This is a genomic window from Rufibacter immobilis (genome assembly GCF_003721565.1).
In the GTDB taxonomy this organism is placed as follows: domain Bacteria; phylum Bacteroidota; class Bacteroidia; order Cytophagales; family Hymenobacteraceae; genus Nibribacter; species Nibribacter immobilis.
Window position 1 is genome coordinate 464,717 of record NZ_RJJE01000009.1, and the last position, 17,558, is coordinate 482,274.

Below are 17,558 nucleotides of genomic sequence, written 5' to 3' on the forward strand. Positions count from 1 at the left end.
GCAGGTTTGGGGCGTGTTTTAACACATCCCATTATTTTACTATAGCCCTTTCTGTAACGCACGGGTAAACTTTTCACCAAGATTCAATTCATCAATTAGTTAACAACCACCTTCAGCCAAAATCTCAATACTACAATTCAAGCAAAATCCTACTCATCATCCTCTTAAAAGACAGAGAAAAGATGAACAGGTACTCTTTCTGCTGCTCTACAGAATTACTTGTGGCATAACCTTCAAGGGCTTTTTCCCGTTTCCTGTCATTAAAAAGTAAAAAAACTATATAGGAATTTATCAGCATCTTCTTCTATGACTGTTCCTCCTTCCCATACTCAGACTCCCATTGCCCTGGTAAGTGGCGGAGCGTCTGGAATTGGGAAAGCTATCGCGGAGAAACTGGCCGCAGCAGGCATGAACGTCATTACAGCCGATGTGGCGGCTGGCCCAACAGGCACAAGAGTTGATCATGTCACCTGTGATGTCACCCAACCAGAGGACATTGACGCGCTCTATGCCCACGTGACCCAGACCTACGGTCACCCAGATGTACTGGTATGCTGCGCCGGGCAAGGCATTCATGAGAAACTTACGGAGGGCGATCCCGCCAAATGGCAGAAGGTGCTGGACCTGAACATCATGGGTACGCTGCGGCTCATCAGGGCCTTTACGCCCGGTATGCTGGAGAAAGGAGCCTGCGATGTGGTCATCATGAGTTCCGTTTCGGCGGGACAGGCATACCCGTACGGTGGCATTTACGCGGCCAGCAAGAGCGCCCTCAACATCATTGCCGAGACGCTCCGGCAGGAGACGCTGCCCAAACTGCGGGTCACCACCATCGCCCCGGGTGTCACGGATACCTCCTTCTTTGAAAACACCATTTCTGGATATAACACTGTTGAATCTATCGGGTATGGCGCGTTGAGCCCTGCGGAGGTAGCCGAGACCGTGCTGTTTGCGTTGCAGCAACCCCGGCACGTCTCGCTGAACTACCTCACCCTTCGGCCCACGCCACAACCTTTTTAACCCCCTAAAAAACACCCACGAATGACGATGAAAAAGAAAGTATTGATTACGGGCGGTGCAGGCTTCATTGGCTCGCACCTGGCAGATGAACTGATCAACTTTGGGTATGAAGTTCGCGCGCTGGACAACCTTTCTGAGCAGGTGCACGGCAAAGACTGTGAGCGCCCCGAGTACCTGAATCCGGCCGTTGAACTACAAATTGGCGACGTGCGCGACAAAGCCGCCGTCATGAAAGCCCTGGACGGGGTAGATGCGGTGTTCCACTTCGCGGCCATGGTGGGTGTGGGCCAGAGCATGTATGAAATCAAGGAGTACACAGACGTGAACAACATCGGCACCGCCGTTCTGTTGGAATGCCTCATTGAGAAACCCGTAAGCAAACTGGTGGTGGCCTCCAGCATGAGCATCTACGGTGAGGGCCTATATAAATCAGCTTCCGGCGAGACCGTCACTGCCGTTGAACGCGGCTTGGAGCAACTGAAAGCCGGCAACTGGGAGCTACAGGACGGCCAAGGCGGAACCTTGCAGCCCGTACCTACGCCAGAGTCTAAAATCCCGTCACTTTCGTCGGTGTACGCGCTGTCTAAGTATGACCAGGAGCGCCTTTGCCTCATGGTAGGCCGCGCTTATAACATCCCCACCGTAGCCATGCGTTTCTTCAACGTGTATGGTACGCGGCAGGCGCTTTCCAACCCGTACACGGGCGTGCTGGCCATCTTCGCGTCGCGCTTCCTCAACAACAATGCTCCTATGATTTTTGAGGACGGAAACCAGCAGCGCGACTTCGTGCACGTGCGCGATGTGGCATTGGCCTGCCGTCTGGCCATGGAGAAAGAAGAAGCCAATGGGCAGGTCTTCAACGTGGGCAGCGGCAACAACTACACCATTAGAGAGATTGGCGAGCGTCTGGCCGAGGTAATGGGCAAGCAAGACTTGATGCCAGAGATTACGGGCAAGTACCGCGTAGGCGACATCCGGCACTGCTACGCCGACATCAGCCTGGCCAATAAAGTGCTCGGTTTCTACCCGCAGGTTGAGTTCAACAGCGGCTTAACCGAGCTGGCCGACTGGCTGGAGGGACAGATTGCGTACGACCGCGTGAATGAGGCCAGCGCCGAACTGGCGGCCAGAGGCTTAACCGTTTAACGCTGCGTTTCTGACCTGTTTTTCCCAAAAGAAGCTAAAAACGCTATGACTAAAATCGCTAAAACTCAACCTATACATACTCCCCTCGCCGCCCCTACCATCGGCTTGGTTGAATGGTTCCAGCCCAACGAGCACGCCCGCGTGGAGAAAGTGCTCGCGGAACTGAAGGAACTGGGCGTGACCGAGCTGCGAACCGGCATCTCCTGGGCTGACTATTACACCCCCAGCGGCAAAGACTGGTACGCCTGGTTAATCCCCACCCTCGCCCAACAGGTGAAGGTGCTGCCATGTTTCCTGTACACGCCACCATCTCTAGGCGAGGTTGCCAAAACCTCTTCCCCACCCAGAGACCTAAAGGCCTTCGCCGATTTCCTGGACGTGATCATCACCGACCTGGGCCAGCACTTTGAGTGGGTAGAACTCTGGAACGAACCCAACAACAAAGTAGAATACGACTACACCCTGGACCATAGCTGGGACAAGTTTGCGGAGATGATTGGCGGCGCGGCCTACTGGGCGAAGCACCGTGGCAAGAAAACCGTGCTGGGCGGCATGAGCCCCATAGACCCTAACTGGCTGCAACTCATGTTTGATCGTGGCGTGATGCAATACATTGATGCCGTGGGCATCCATGGCTTCCCCGATGTCTTCGATCAGATGTGGGAAGGCTGGGAAACCAACATCAGCCGCGTGCGCGAAGTCCTGGACCGCAACGGAAGCAAGGCCGAACTCTGGATTACCGAGGCTGGTTTCTCCACCTGGCAGCACGATGAATTCAAGCAACTGCAGGAGTTCCGGAACGTGTGCCAGACACCGGTAAATAAAGTATTCTGGTACAGCCTGCATGACCTTGATCTGGAGCGTTCTACCGTGGGCGGCTTTCACGTAGATGACCGCGAATATTACTTCGGGCTGAAGCAAACCGACGGCTCGCCTAAACTCCTGTACCGCCTCTGGGCCGAGAACGGATTGGAAGGCTTAAACAAATTCAACTTCATCCGCCGCAAAACGGATTTCTCCAACCAGGAGCGCTATTCCGTAGTAACCGGTGGAGCCGGGTTTGTGGGCACTAACCTGGCTAAGCGCCTCTTGGAGCAAGGCAAGCGTGTGCTCATTTTTGACAATCTCTCCCGCACCGGCGTAGAGCGCAACCTGCAATGGCTGCACGAAAACTACGGCGACAAGCTGGAAGTCTATGTAGGCGATATCCGTGATTTGCAGTCAGTGAAGCGGGTGATGAAGTATGCCAATGAGGTGTTCCATTTCGCGGCACAAGTTGCCGTGACCACTTCGCTCACGGGCCCTATCCAGGACTTTGAAATCAACGCCCGCGGCGTGGTGAACGTGCTAGAAGCCATCAGAGCCCAGGACAATCCGCCGCCACTGGTGTTCACTTCCACCAATAAGGTATATGGCGGCCTGGAAGATTTACAGTTTCTGCCAGACAAAACCCGGTATAACCCGTCAGATAAAAACATTCTGGCCAGCGGTATCTCTGAGGCCCGTCCGCTGGATTTTCACAGCCCCTACGGTTGCTCAAAAGGCGCCGCCGACCAATACGTGGTGGATTATGCCAGAACCTATGGCATTCCTGCCGTGGTGTTCAGAATGAGCTGCATCTACGGTCCGCACCAGTACGGCAACGAAGACCAGGGTTGGGTAGCCCACTTCGCCATACGCGCCATTGAAAACAAACCCATCAGCATTTACGGCGACGGTAAACAGGTCCGCGACATCCTGTTCGTGGAAGATCTGGTAGATGCGTTCTTGCTGGCACAGGAGAACATGAAAGACCTGTCGGGGCAGGCGTTCAACATTGGCGGCGGCGTAAAAAACACCACCAGCCTATTAGAACTGTTAGACCTGATTGGCACCTACCGCGGCAAGAAAGTGAACCTGAGCTTCGGTGATTGGCGTCCCGGCGACCAGCACTACTATGTGTCTGACATCCGCAAGTTCCACGAGGCTACCGGTTGGTACCCTAAAAATAGTGTGCAGGAAGGCGTGGCCAAACTGTACCAGTGGCTCTGCGAAACCAGAGGCATTGAAGTGTCTTTGCCCGCCCCCGTTGCCACCGCCGTTGAACAAGAAACCGATAACGTAGCCGTCGCTTAGTTTTATGCAGACTGATCTTTTCCAAGACACCCCAACCACCGCCGTCGCCACCTCCATGGCTGCGGCGGTGCTGACTGCGCCCAAGCAAGTTGAAATACAAGAAGTAGCCCTGCCCGAGCCTACCGCCACGCAAGTGCGCATTAAGCTGGAAGGCTGTGGCCTCTGCGCCTCCAACATTCCCGTGTGGGAAGGCCGTGACTGGTTCACTTACCCCATTTCCGCCGGAAACCCGGGCCACGAAGGCTGGGGAATCATTGATGCCGTGGGCGAAGAAGTGAAAGAGCTGAAAGTAGGTGACCGTGTGGCGGCTCTTTCTTACAACTCTTACGCCGCCTATGACGTGGCCGAGGCTACTTCTGTGGTAAAATTGCCAGCCTCCTTGGCAGGCAAACCGTTCCCAGGTGAACCTCTAGGCTGCGCGATGAACATCTTCAAACGTTCCGACATCAAAGCGGGCCAGACCGTGGCCATTTTGGGCATCGGGTTTCTGGGCGCTTTACTGGTTCAATTGGCCAAAGAGGCGGGCGCCAGGGTTATTGCCATTTCCCAGCGTCCGTTCTCTCTGGACATTGCCCAGCAATGCGGAGCCGATGAACTCATTCCTATGAATGACCACTACCAAATCATTGAGCAGGTGAAAGACCTCACCGGCGGCGTTTTCTGCGACCGCGCGATTGAGTGCACCGGCAAGGAATGGCCCCTGAACCTAGCAGGTGAATTGTGTAAAGAGCGCGGCAGATTGATCATTGCCGGTTTCCACCAAGACGGCATGCGCCAGGTAAACATCCAGCTCTGGAACTGGCGCGGCCTGGACGTCATCAACGCCCATGAGCGCGACCCGCAGATGTACCTTGACGGCATACAAGAAGCGGTGGAAGCCTTAGAAAGCGGCCGCCTGAAACCAGACCTACTCTACACCCACACCTTCCCGCTGGAAAACATGGAAGAGGCGTTTCAAGCCTTGACCAATAGACCTGACGGATTCATGAAGGCGTTGGTGACGATGTAATTGTCACGTTTTGTAGAAATATACAAATTCCCGATACTCCCCCTTTGAAGGGGGTAGGGGGATGTTTACACCAGCAGGTCATGGCGTTCCCATAAGAACCGCTCTTCTGGATTTATAATCCAGAAGTTATTACTCGTCGGATTTGCAATCCGACACGCATGGCAGAAGTGATTCAGCAAAAGAAGGGGATTACAAATCCCCAGCCACAAAAGTTCGGGATTGCAAATCCCGAACAGCATAGAGGGCCAATATTAAGGTTCAGCAATGCGTGGCTCTCCTGTGTAAACATCCCCCTTCGCCCCCTTCAAAGGGGGAGTATCGGGTAGAGTAGCAACAGAAAAAATAACTCCCGTTTTTGGCCTGTTTTTAGAAAAACAGGCCAAAAACAGCTTCCAACAAGAAGCACCAAACATACCATCTTAACCCTTTACACTATGGCGGAAGAGACTGTACTAGAACCTACCAAAGCCGCAGCGGCCCCTACCGTTGCTCCTACTGATACTTTAAAACTCGGCTTTCTGGGCATTGGCTGGATTGGCCGTAACCGCATGGAAGCCATTGCCAATTCGGGCGTGGGCGAAGTAACCGCCGTGGCCGACCCTGTACCGCAAAACGTGGAGGAGGCCCAGAAAACCGCGCCTAACACTAAAGTCTGCCAAACCATCAATGAATTGTTAGAGGAAGACATTGAGGGCGTGGTCATCGCCACTCCCAGCGCCTTTCACGCCGAGCAATCCATCATTGCGTTAGAGAGCGGCAAAGCCGTTTTCTGCCAGAAGCCGCTGGGCCGCTACGCCGAGGAAACCAAGCGCGTGGTAGAGGCCGCCCGCCAGGCCAATACCTTACTGGGCGTGGACCTTTCCTACCGCAGCACCGTGGCCATGCGCAAAGTCTATGAACTGGTAAAATCGGGGGAGTTGGGCGACATCTACGGCGTGGAGCTAGTCTTCCACAACGCCTATGGCCCCGACAAGGCCTGGTTCTATGACCCCAAACTGTCGGGCGGCGGCTGCGTGATTGACCTGGGTGTACACTTAGTTGATTTAGCCCTCTGGACATTGGATTTCCCTGAAGTGGAAAACGTGACCAGCAGCCTCTTCTCCAAAGGCAAACGCGTTACGCCCGCCGATGGCAAGGTAGAAGACTACGCCACCGCCAGCATTCACTTGGCCACGGGTCCGCACGTGCAGTTGAGCTGTTCCTGGAATCTACCCGCGGGACAGGAAGCCCTCATCAGTGCCACCTTCTACGGTACCAATGGCGGTGCCTCATTCAAGAACGTGAACGGCTCTTTCTATGATTTCGTGGCCGAGCGGTTCTGGGGCACCAAGACCGAAACGCTGGTTTCACCTCCAGACACCTGGGGCGGACGTGCCGCCGTAGAGTGGGCGCAACGCGTAGCCAACGGTGAGAAATTCAATGAAGAAGCAGAGCAGTTTGTAAAAGTAGCCACCGTTTTAGACCGCATCTATGGTAGATAAGCAGCACAGAACCGTTCTCATGACCACCGACACCGTGGGCGGCGTCTGGACGTACAGCCTGGAGCTCATCCGGGCTATGGCGCCGCACCACGTGCACTTTTACCTGGCCACCATGGGTGCCGCCATTACCCTGCAGCAACGCCAGGAACTGACCGCCCTTTCTAACGTGACGGTGTACGAAAGTGAATATCAGCTGGAATGGATGGATTACCCCTGGGACGATGTGGACGCCGCGGGCGAGTGGCTCCTGGAACTCAGCCGCGAACTCAATCCAGACCTCATCCACCTGAACAACTTCTGCCACGGCCAACTGCCCTGGAACAAACCCGTGCTCATGGTCATCCACTCGTGCGTGCAGACCTGGTGGCGCGCCGTGAAAAACGAGAAAGCCCCCGCAGGCCGAGACTATTACTTTGAGCGCGTACGCGAAGGCCTGCATGCCGCCGATGTGGTAGTAGCCCCTACCCAAGCCATGCTCACCGAGGCCGAAGCCGTTTATGGCACGTTTTCGCAAAAACAGGTCATAAACAACGGCCGCGACCCACATGCCTTCCGCTTCGGGCGAAAGGAACCGTTCATCTTCAGCATGGGCCGCGTCTGGGACGAGGCCAAGAACATCGCCCTTCTCACCCAGGTGGCCGATGCCGTGGACTGGCCTATTTACATTGCCGGTGACGCCACCCACCCCGCCACAGGCGAAAACAAGCTTTTCAAGAACGTGCACTTCCTGGGCAAACTTTCCCAAAGGGAAATTTCTGATTGGCTTTCCCGCGCCTCTTTGTATGTGCTGCCCGCCAAATACGAGCCGTTCGGATTATCCATTCTGGAGGCCGCGTTTTCGGGTTGCGCGTTGGTGCTGGGCAAGATTGACAGCCTCAAGGAAGTCTGGGACCGTTCCGCAGAGTTCGTGGAAACAAACGATGTAGAAGGCCTCACCGCCATTTTGCAGAAACTGATTGATGATGAATTCCTCCGCAACATCATGGCCTGCCGTGCCGTGAAGAAAGCCCAGGATTACACCGCCGCCCTCATGGCGCAGGAGTACCTGCAAGCCTACGCTGATTTGCCCAAACGCGTGAATACCAAAAAGGCAAAGCCTGTGGAGACTTAAAGTTGTAACGAGAGAACTGCGTGTATCTCGTCCCCCTTTGGAGGGGGTAGGGGGAGGATAAAGACGGATGCTGATAGGAGCAGCTCTTGTTAAGAACAAAACAGGGAAACATCAGCAATGCGTGGACCTGCAGGTGTAAACATCCCCCTTCGCCCCCTTCAAAGGGGGAGTATCAGAAAGGCACAGAAGTAAATCCGCGTCTTAGTAAGTGAACGTTTGAAGAAGCAGATTCTCCCCTTGTGGGGAGATAAAGAGGGATGTTTACAATTGAAAAAGAATCAGCAATGTCTGGCTCTCCTGTGTAATCCTCCCCCTACCCCCCTCCAAAGGGGGACCACCAGCAAAAGAAATTTGAGGCTGTGGCCTCAGGAAGTTGAAAACTTCCTGCCATTTTAGGTCCAAGTCCCAGACTTGAACCAGAATAAAAATTAGAAACCAAGAGTCTTAAGTCTTACATCTTGAGTCTTATGTCCCAAAAAATGCCTATGAAACTTGTCTTATTCTACCACTCCCTCCTATCAGACTGGAACCATGGCAACGCCCACTTCCTGCGCGGCGTGGTGACGGAACTGAAATCCAGAGGCCATGACGTGCAGGTCTATGAACCCAAAAACGGCTGGAGCCTGAGCAACTTGATTGGCCAATACGGCGAGCAAAAACTGGAGGAACTGCAACAGTATTATCCGGATCTGGAAACAAATTTTTATGAGCTGGATTCGCTCAATTTAGACGAAGTTCTGGCGGGTGCCGATTTGGTGCTCATGCACGAGTGGAACGACCATGAACTAGTGCGCCGCGTGGGTGAGCACAGAACGCAGAACAATTACCGCCTGCTATTCCATGACACCCACCACCGCGCCGTGACGGAGCGCGAAAGCATGGCCGCCTATGATTTGACTCATTATGACGGGGTGCTGGCCTTCGGCGAAGTTATCAAAGAACTGTACCTCAAAGAAGGCTGGACTCAAAAAGCCTGGACCTGGCACGAGGCCGCCGATACCCGCGTTTTTTACCCCCACACCAAAGATTCCTTTGACGGCGACCTGGTCTGGATTGGCAACTGGGGCGACGAAGAGCGTACCGCTGAATTGCACGAATTCCTTTTAAATCCAGTGAAAGAACTCGGCCTGAAGGCCAAAGTGTATGGCGTACGTTACCCAGACCACGCCATTAAATCCTTAGCCGAAGCCGGCATTGAGTATGGTGAGTGGCTGCCCAATTACAAAGCGCCCGAGGTATTTGCCAGGTACAAAGTAACGGTGCACGTGCCGCGCAGACCGTACGTAGAGGCGCTGCCCGGCATTCCTACCATCCGTCCGTTTGAGGCCATGGCCTGCGGGATTCCGCTTATTTCAGCGCCGTGGGAAGACGCTGAGAACCTGTTCACCCCGGGTAAAGATTTTCTGGTGGCCCGCAACGGCGAAGAAATGAAACAGCACCTGCAAACCGTGCTCACCGACCAGCGCCGCGCCATGGATTTGATGTGCAACGGCCTGCGCGTCATCAACCGCCGCCATTCCTGCGCCCACCGGGTCAATGAACTGGAAGCCATCTGCGCAGAACTGGGCATTGCCCCCACTAAAATTTCCTCCACGTCTAATTCCCCCGTAGCATATGCAGAATAAAAAGCTCAACATCGCCTTCTTCGGATCAAGTTTAGTATCAGCGTACTGGAACGGGGCCGCCACCTATTACCGCGGTATTGTGCGGGCCCTGCATGCCCGCGGCCACCAGGTTACTTTCTATGAGCCAGATGCCTACCAGCGCCAGGAAAACCGCGACATCCCAGACCCTGAGTACGCCAAAGTAGTGGTGTACCAAGCCACCGAGGAAGCAGTTTATAATGCCTTGGAAGACGCGGCTACCGCCGATGTGGTAGTGAAAGCCAGCGGCGTAGGCGTGTTTGACGAACTGCTGGAGGCCGAGGTGCTGAAACTGCAAAGCAAAGACCGCCTCGTGATTTTTTGGGACGTGGACGCCCCCGCTACCCTGGACCGCGTGGAAAGCGACCCCGCCGATCCGTTCCGCCCCTGCATTCCGCAGTATGACTTAATCCTGACCTATGGCGGCGGCGACCCCGTGGTAAATGCCTACACCAAACTAGGAGCGAAGAAATGTGTGCCCATCTACAACGCCCTGGACACCGCCACCCATTACCCCGTTGCGCCAGAGGCGAAGTTTGCCTGTGACCTCGCGTTTTTAGGTAACCGCCTACCCGACCGTGAAACCCGCGTAGAGCAGTTCTTCTTAGACGTGGCCGCCAAATTACCAGAACAGAAATTCATCATAGGAGGCAGCGGCTGGGGCGATAAACCTATGAGTGCCAACGTGAACTACATCGGGCACGTGTACACCAACGAGCACAACGCCTTCAACTGCACCCCCAAAGCTGTTTTAAACATCAGCCGCGAGAGCATGGCCCGCTACGGCTTCTCCCCCGCTACCCGCGTGTTTGAGGCCGCCGGCGCCGGAGCTTGCCTCATCACTGATTACTGGGAGGGCATTGACTTCTTCTTCGAACCAGACACGGAAATTTTAGTAGCCAAAGACGGCGAAGAAGTGGCAAAGTTGCTGCAAGGCTTAACTCCGGAACGCGCCAAAGCCATCGGCGAAGCCGCTTACAAAAAAGTGTTGGCTAAGCACACCTACGGGCACCGCGCCGATGAACTGGAGCAACTGCTCCTGACCACTCCGCGCACCGCTGCTGCTCCATCGGCAGCCGAGGCAGGCGCCGTGGTTTCCTAGTATTTTCCGTTTAGGGGCTATTTTTTGAAAAACAGCCCCTAAACGGAAAAAGAATCGCTAGCAGAGGCTGTTTGGATGCACACCGCTGGCGCGAACATACAGCTCGTGTCCTTTTTTGCTGTTCGGGATTTGCAATCCCGAACCACTTTGTCGCGGATTTATCAATCCGCCGTGAACCACGAGCAGAATTGGCAGGCACGGGGATTACAAATCCCCGACAGAGGACTTTCGGATTGATAAATCCGAAAGAGTGAAGTAAATCTTATAGGAAAAAGTAAGAGTGAATTGAGCAAAAGCAGTTTTCTACTTCCGTTTAGGGGCTGTTTTTCAGAAAACAGCCCCTAAACGGAAAACATCACTCGCTCGCGTCCCGCGAGTGTGAGTTCCTGGCGGCGTCCCGCCGCTGGAAATAGTAGCCTTAACTCGGCCAGAGGCCGAAGGTATCCCACACTCGCGGGACGCGAGCGAGAGCAATAGAAAAGTCTTGTGTCTTACGTCTTGATACTTGTGTCTTAAAAATATGTCTCAAAAACCATTGAACATCGTCATCCTAGGTTTGTCCATCACCTCCAGTTGGGGGAACGGGCACGCCACCACGTTTAGAGGGCTGGTGCGCGAGTTGCGGAACCGCGGCCACCACATCCTGTTCCTGGAGCGCGACGTGCCGTGGTACGCCTCTAACCGCGATTTACCCAATCCTGAATACTGCCAACTGGAGCTGTACCAATCCTTAGATGATTTGCAGGCCCGCTTCACGGAGCAGGTGCGCGACGCGGATTTTGTGATGGTTGGGTCTTACGTGCCCGAGGGCGTGGCCGTGGGTGAGTGGGCCATCAATACCGCGCAGGGCGTGACAGGCTTCTATGACATTGACACGCCGGTGACCCTGGCCAAATTGGCCCGTGAAGATTACGAGTACCTGCACCCGCGCCTCATCCCGATGTATGACCTATACCTGTCGTTCACGGGCGGCCCTACGCTGGAGAAACTGGAGAAGGAATTCGGGTCGCCTATGGCGCGGCCACTGTACTGCTCTTTTGACCCGGAGCTGTACTTCCCCGAACCCAACGAGGAGAAACTATGGGACTTAGGCTACCTGGGCACCTACTCAGATGACCGCCAGCCGCCGCTGGAGGAACTCATGCTGGATGCCGCGCGCCAATGGCCGTTGGGCAGCTTTGTAGTGGCCGGTCCGCAGTACCCAGACACCATCCAGTGGCCCGAGAACTGCGAGTACATCCACCACCTTCCGCCCGCTGAGCACCGCCAATTCTACAACCGCCAGCGTTTCACACAGAACATCACCCGCGGCGATATGATCAAGGCCGGTTACTCGCCCAGCGTGCGCCTCTTTGAAGCCGCCGCCTGCGGTACGCCCATCATCTCCGACTACTGGGACGGGCTGGATGAAATATTTGAGTTTGGAAAAGAGATTCTGGTCTCCTACTCGGCTGAGGACACCCTGAACTTCCTGATAGATTTACCCGAGGAAGAACGCCTCGCCATTGGGGAACGCGCCCGCCAGAAAGTGCTCACCCAACACACCGCCGCCCACCGCGCGCAGGAGCTGGAGAGCTATGTAATGGAAGTCCTGAGTTCTGAGTCTAGCGTTCTAAGTGCCAATGAGGAAGTGGAGCTGGGGAGTTGATTGTAGTTGAACGTATTTGTGATTTCCGTTTTCGGCCTGTTTTTCTCAAAACAGGCCGAAAACGTTTAAAAGAAATACTTATATTAAAGTTTTTATATTTAATTTAAATATCTAGCTTCGCAAAATAAGTATTCATCTATAAAACAATTAATTAAAAAAATGACACAAATTAGATTGTCCGATATTTATTTAGGAGTTAATGATGGAAAGAAAGAAGCTCTTTACAGAAACGACTTTGAGAAGTTCTTTGTTGATTACAACAATAATTATGCTGATATTTTAAAACCACAAAAGTACATTATATTAGGAAGAAAAGGCTCTGGAAAGACAATACTTGCAGAATTTATAAAGAAACAATCTGAAAGTGACCCAATTTGGTTTTGTGAAATAAAATCCTATAAAGACTTTAGATTTCATGAATTAGTAAATTTTAAAACAAATGACATATCTCCAAATGAATATACTTCAATTTGGCGTTGGATTGTTCTTATAGATTTTGCTAAATTAATTATTGAAGATAATGGTATTCAGGATACTGAAAACAAAAGGAAATTAGAAAAGTTCTTTAGAGAAAATTACTATTCTTTAGATATAGACGCAAAAAAGGTAATTGAAATAACTAAGGGAGGAAAAATAAACGGCAAAATACTTAAAGAAATTTTAGATGTCGGTGCTGAAGTAAACAAACAAACTAAATTTACTGAAAGTAGTTACTTGACTTACCTAGAAGATTTAGAAAAAGTCGTAATTAAGCTATTAAACAATTCAAATAGTAACTATACTCTGATTTATGACGAATTAGATGACAGGTTCCAAAATGATAGTTTTTATAAGAATTCAATAATTAGCCTAATAAAAACTGCAGACTCATTAAATTGCGCTATACTTGAAAAAAGAATCAAAGCAAAAGTCATTCTACTAATTCGTTCAGATATATTTTCAATACTTAATGATACAGATTTAAACAAGATTAAACTCACTAATACAGTATCAATAAATTGGGGAGACAAAGTTAGCCCAGACTCTCCATTGATTCATCTAATTGTACAAAAAGCAAAGCGCTCTACGCAATATTTGAATCAATTTTCTGACAAAGAAATATTTGAAACATTATTTCCTCAAAATATCAAAGGTGTTTCTCCAGACAGATTCATTTTAGAAAGAACCCTATTTAGACCTAGAGATATAATAACGTTTTTAAATTTGATTATAGAAAAATACCCTTTTTCAAATTACTTTGGCTGGAAAGGTTTTGTAGAACTTAAAGCAAAATATTCAGAATATTTTTATGATGAAATAAGAAATGAAATGCTTGGACATATTTCACAAGAAGAAATTGACCAAGGCCTAAGGTTACTAAAAAACTTCAATAAACACTTTTTCCATTTCGACGAACTCAATACTTATTACGAAAGGCAAAAAAAGCATTACCCTAACATAGACTTAGAAAAATTATTAATTTCATTCTTCAAATTTAATGTCATTGGAAATAAGTGGCATAACTCCTTTAAAAATAAAGAATATTACACTTGGTCTCATCGAGACACAAAAGCTGAAATAGACTTTGACAAACAAATAGTAGTTCACTTAGCACTAAGAGAGCAATTATCAATGTAAGTCTTTAGACCTAATTCCAAATGAAAATCAAACTTATAATTGTTTTTTGCACGTCTATCCTTTACTTCGCCCTCACCTCCTTCCTCCCCAAACCAGAATGGACGCCCCTGCTGGATAAGAACCTCTCGCAGTGGGAAACCTATCTCAGCTACCGCCACCAAGTGGGTTACAACGGGAAGGTACCTACAGATGCGCAGGGCAAGGAGATAGCGCCACTGGGCTACAACGTGAAGGGGCAGCAGGTATTCACGGTGCTGGAGGAAAAAGGCGAGCCCATACTCAAAGTGAGCGGCGAGGTCTATGGCTGTGTGTTCACCAAGCAGGAGTACCAGAACTACCACCTCAAACTCAAATACAAGTGGGGCGAGAAAAAGTTTGATCCCCGTAAAAACCTCTTGAAAGACTCGGGGGTGCTGTACCATAGCATAGGCAAGGCGGGCGTAGATTACTGGCGCGCCTGGATGCTCTCGCAGGAGTTCCAGATCATGGAAGGCCACACGGGAGACTACTGGAACATCGCCAACGCCGCCATGGACATCAGGGCGTTTCTGCCCGAGGGAATGATGAACTCCGTGGCCGACCACGGGCAGCCGTTCCTGCCCATTGGCACCGGCTCGGGCCGTGACGGGTTCTGCCTGCGCACCGAGAACCGTGAAAGCAAAAACAACGACTGGACAGAAATAGAATTAATCACGTTCGGAGACAAAAGCCTGCACATTGTGAACGGCCACGTGGTCATGGTGCTGCAGAATTCGCGCTACGTGGAGAACGGCAAAGCCACGCCTCTTACCAAAGGCAAAATCCAGATACAGAGCGAAGCCGCCGAGACGTACTTCAAAGACATCATGATCAAACCCGTTTCGGCCATGCCGAAGGAGTATAGCAAGTACTTCTGAAACGCGTAACGATTTGTAGGGGCAATCCCTTGTGGTTGCCTAAGGCGGCAGCAAGCGTATAAAGGGCAACCACAAGGATTGCCCCTATACCGGAATATGACTTACGATCCGCTACAACATCATAGAAGATCCATCAGGCTCAGAGGCTTTGACTATAGGCAGGCGGGCTTCTATTTCATCACTCTTTGCACGCAAGGGAAGGAATATCTCTTTGGGAGAATTATAGAATCCAAAATGGTGCTAAATGCAGCAGGTAAAATGGTGGAAAAAGAATGGATAGCTCTACCTATGCGTTTCCCTAATATTAAGCTACATGACTATATCATCATGCCCAACCTTTTCCATGGCATTATTGAGATTGTAGGGGCAACCCTTGTGGTTGCCCAAAACGCGGTAGAGATGGCAGCGGCTAACGAGCAAGCTAAGGACAGTTTGCCAGCGCAAGGGCAACCACAAGGGTTGCCCCTACTCATCAGCGCTTTTAAGTCTATCTCAACGTTGAAATATACGCACGGGGTGACGACACAAAATTGGCCTCCTTTCAACCAGAGACTATGGCAGCGTAATTATTGGGAGCGTATCATCAGAGATGAAAAGGAGTACCATCACCTTGCAGATTACATCCAAAACAATCCGCTGAACTGGGATACTGATAGGCTCAAATAAGAAATAGTACCACTTCCGTTTTTGGCCTGTTTTTCCAAAAAGAGGCCAAAAACGGAAGCGCTGAAAACAGGCGTTACTTCTTAGCAGTCCCTTTCGCTTTCACATATTGGGCGGCCTCCAGAAACGTGGGGTTCCAGATGTCTTTCTCGTGCTGCTTCAGGTACTGCAACAGTTGGCGGTGGGCCTCCAGCGAAACATTGAGGCCATGCTCCCCACCCACGCCGTGAAACAGAAACACGATCATGCGGTTGGTTTCCATGGCTTGTTTTACCAGGGCAATCAACTCGTCACCGGTTTGGCCGTTCACGCCGTAGCACCCAATTAAGTGTAGATTAGTGGGGGTTTGCAGAGAGACCATCTCGGTCTGTACGCCGCGGGCCGCTACAAAGTCATTTTGCAGACCCTCAAGATAAGACACGCCGCCGGCTTTGGTATCACCGCAGGGGTAGGCAAAGGTACGCTCCTTCTTTCCGTCCAGGGCTTCCAGCGCGGTATTGGTCATTTTTATCTCGTCCATGATGCGGCGCACAGAATAGGTGGCTAGGTTGTAATCTTCGGTCACAAATTCGCGGCCGGGCCGGTTGCCTTCACAGGGGTGGAACAGCGTGTGGTTGGCCAGTTCATGCTTGGCGGCTACTTTCTTCCACTCAGGCAGGCGTTTGGCAAAAGCCGGTGCGGCGGCAGTTAGAAAGAACGTTCCCTTCAGTTTGAGTGAGTCCAGCGCGGGCACCACGTTGTTCAAATGCACATGGAGGGCATCGTCATAGGTTAACACCACGGCGCATTTCTTTTTATTCCAATCTTGCGCGGACAAAGACAAGCTCCACAAACAGAGCAAAAGGACAGGTATTCGTTTCAGGAGCATTTGCAGGCATTTTTGCTAAGTACAATCTCCACTAAAGTAACTATTTTTAACATCATTTAGACAGAAGCCTCCAAGTTAGTCAAGGCCACCATCACAGGTATGTGGTTCTTTAAAAAACTGCCTAGCTTGCATAAAAGCTCTTGCCATGGGTAGCTCATAACTAACCTTCCTCTTGTTTATCTCAGGCTTCCGGAGTTTTAGTGGCATGAAATGGCAATTGACTTGTAACACAGCTCCGGCATGAAAAAAGGACAGATTTCTAATTTATTGCGACGGTTTGGGTTAATGTACCTCACAGATTGGGTACGTTTTTACATGCAGGCATACCAGAACCGGAAAAGCAATCAGGAGTTCAAAAAGGCATATCCCCAGATACCCCTTCCGCCCGACTACCTGATTTATGAGTCCTTTCAGATAGACTACCAGAAATACTATTTTGGTGGTCAAGAAACAGCAAAATGGTTGACGGACCATTTGCAACGGCATGTTGACCTGAGCGATAAAAAGATTTTAGACTGGGGCTGCGGTCCAGGGAGAATCATCCGTCACTTGCCGGAGATCATGAACCATATTTGTGAATTTTTCGGCACTGACTACAACAAGAAATCTATTGAATGGTGCACCAGACATTTGCCCGGTATCCACTTCAATCATAACTCATTATCGGCTCAACTGCCTTACCAGAATCACTTCTTTGACGTGATCTATGGGATTTCTATTTTCACGCACCTCTCTGAGCCCCTGCACCACGAATGGTTTGCGGAGCTTTATCGCGTATTGAAACCTGGCGGTATCCTGTTCCTGACCACTCAGGGGAATAACTTCAAAAGCAAACTTACCCAACCTGAACTAGCCAACTTTGAGGCGGGGAAGCTGGTGGTGAGAGGCCAGGTAAAGGAAGGGCACAGAACCTTTTCGGCGTTCCAGCCGGCAGGTTTCATGCACCGGTTATTCGCGCCAGCAGAAATACTGGAACACCTGGAGCCACTTCCTCAACCAGGCAAAGGCATTCCGCAGGACATTTGGATAATCAAAAAGCAATAACCTCCTCTTTACCTCGGGAATTGTTTGTCTTACTCCAAAATTCTACAAAAACCGTTCTGATTTAGCCCAATGAACGAGTCAGAGCTTTCTTCTTTCTTCTGAATCTGCTGCATGGCAAGCCTTCTCTCTTCCGCAGAAACATATAACTTTTCCTATCCTGTTTTCCGTACAAGCGCATGAACCTTAACACAAGCG

General features: G+C 51.1%; 14 protein-coding genes. 13 read left to right on the forward strand and 1 reads right to left on the reverse strand.

Annotation, left to right across the window (positions count from 1 at the left end):
- Nucleotides 1–306 precede the first annotated feature (306 nt).
- From EFA69_RS09190 to EFA69_RS09245, 12 genes are all read left to right on the forward strand, one after another.
- Nucleotides 307–1,020 (forward strand): SDR family oxidoreductase, encoded by a 714-nt coding sequence (locus EFA69_RS09190; protein ID WP_123132801.1) that lies wholly within the window; start codon nt 307–309, stop codon nt 1,018–1,020.
- Nucleotides 1,021–1,047: 27 nt separating this feature from the next.
- A complete protein-coding gene (locus tag EFA69_RS09195; RefSeq protein WP_123132802.1) occupies nt 1,048–2,166 on the forward strand; it encodes an NAD-dependent epimerase/dehydratase family protein in 1,119 nt (372 codons plus the stop codon).
- 45 nt (nt 2,167–2,211) lie between these two features.
- The gene (locus EFA69_RS09200; RefSeq protein ID WP_123132803.1) at nt 2,212–4,281 is read left to right on the forward strand and encodes an SDR family NAD(P)-dependent oxidoreductase; all 2,070 of its coding nucleotides are present in this window, start codon (nt 2,212–2,214) and stop codon (nt 4,279–4,281) included.
- Between the two features lie 4 nt (nt 4,282–4,285).
- On the forward strand, nt 4,286–5,290 hold the full coding sequence (locus tag EFA69_RS09205) for an MDR/zinc-dependent alcohol dehydrogenase-like family protein (protein WP_221175699.1): 1,005 nt from the start codon (nt 4,286–4,288) through the stop codon (nt 5,288–5,290).
- Between the two features lie 434 nt (nt 5,291–5,724).
- Nucleotides 5,725–6,771: a Gfo/Idh/MocA family protein gene (locus EFA69_RS09210; protein ID WP_123132804.1), complete on the forward strand. Its 1,047-nt coding sequence runs from the start codon at nt 5,725–5,727 to the stop codon at nt 6,769–6,771.
- Nucleotides 6,761–7,882, forward strand: coding sequence for a glycosyltransferase (locus EFA69_RS09215; protein WP_245964529.1), 1,122 nt, complete (start codon nt 6,761–6,763; stop codon nt 7,880–7,882). Before EFA69_RS09210 ends, EFA69_RS09215 begins: the two co-directional genes overlap by 11 nt.
- A gap of 485 nt (nt 7,883–8,367) precedes the next feature.
- On the forward strand, nt 8,368–9,507 hold the full coding sequence (locus tag EFA69_RS09220) for a CgeB family protein (RefSeq protein WP_123133434.1): 1,140 nt from the start codon (nt 8,368–8,370) through the stop codon (nt 9,505–9,507).
- The gene (locus EFA69_RS09225) at nt 9,497–10,627 is read left to right on the forward strand and encodes a CgeB family protein (protein ID WP_123132805.1); all 1,131 of its coding nucleotides are present in this window, start codon (nt 9,497–9,499) and stop codon (nt 10,625–10,627) included. Before EFA69_RS09220 ends, EFA69_RS09225 begins: the two co-directional genes overlap by 11 nt.
- Nucleotides 10,628–11,147: 520 nt before the next feature.
- The gene (locus tag EFA69_RS09230) at nt 11,148–12,275 is read left to right on the forward strand and encodes a CgeB family protein (RefSeq protein WP_123132806.1); all 1,128 of its coding nucleotides are present in this window, start codon (nt 11,148–11,150) and stop codon (nt 12,273–12,275) included.
- 159 nt (nt 12,276–12,434) lie between these two features.
- The gene (locus EFA69_RS09235; RefSeq protein ID WP_123132807.1) at nt 12,435–13,892 is read left to right on the forward strand and encodes a P-loop ATPase, Sll1717 family; all 1,458 of its coding nucleotides are present in this window, start codon (nt 12,435–12,437) and stop codon (nt 13,890–13,892) included.
- Nucleotides 13,893–13,912: 20 nt separating this feature from the next.
- A complete protein-coding gene (locus EFA69_RS09240; RefSeq protein ID WP_123132808.1) occupies nt 13,913–14,788 on the forward strand; it encodes a 3-keto-disaccharide hydrolase in 876 nt (291 codons plus the stop codon).
- A gap of 96 nt (nt 14,789–14,884) precedes the next feature.
- Nucleotides 14,885–15,454: a transposase gene (locus EFA69_RS09245; protein ID WP_123132809.1), complete on the forward strand. Its 570-nt coding sequence runs from the start codon at nt 14,885–14,887 to the stop codon at nt 15,452–15,454.
- A gap of 73 nt (nt 15,455–15,527) precedes the next feature.
- Here the strand turns inward: EFA69_RS09245 and EFA69_RS09250 are convergent, their stop codons facing one another.
- Nucleotides 15,528–16,274 (reverse strand): polysaccharide deacetylase family protein, encoded by a 747-nt coding sequence (locus EFA69_RS09250; RefSeq protein ID WP_245964530.1) that lies wholly within the window; start codon nt 16,272–16,274, stop codon nt 15,528–15,530.
- 285 nt (nt 16,275–16,559) lie between these two features.
- Between EFA69_RS09250 and EFA69_RS09255 the strand changes: the two genes are divergently transcribed.
- The gene (locus tag EFA69_RS09255) at nt 16,560–17,363 is read left to right on the forward strand and encodes a class I SAM-dependent methyltransferase (protein ID WP_123132811.1); all 804 of its coding nucleotides are present in this window, start codon (nt 16,560–16,562) and stop codon (nt 17,361–17,363) included.
- Nucleotides 17,364–17,558 lie beyond the last annotated feature (195 nt).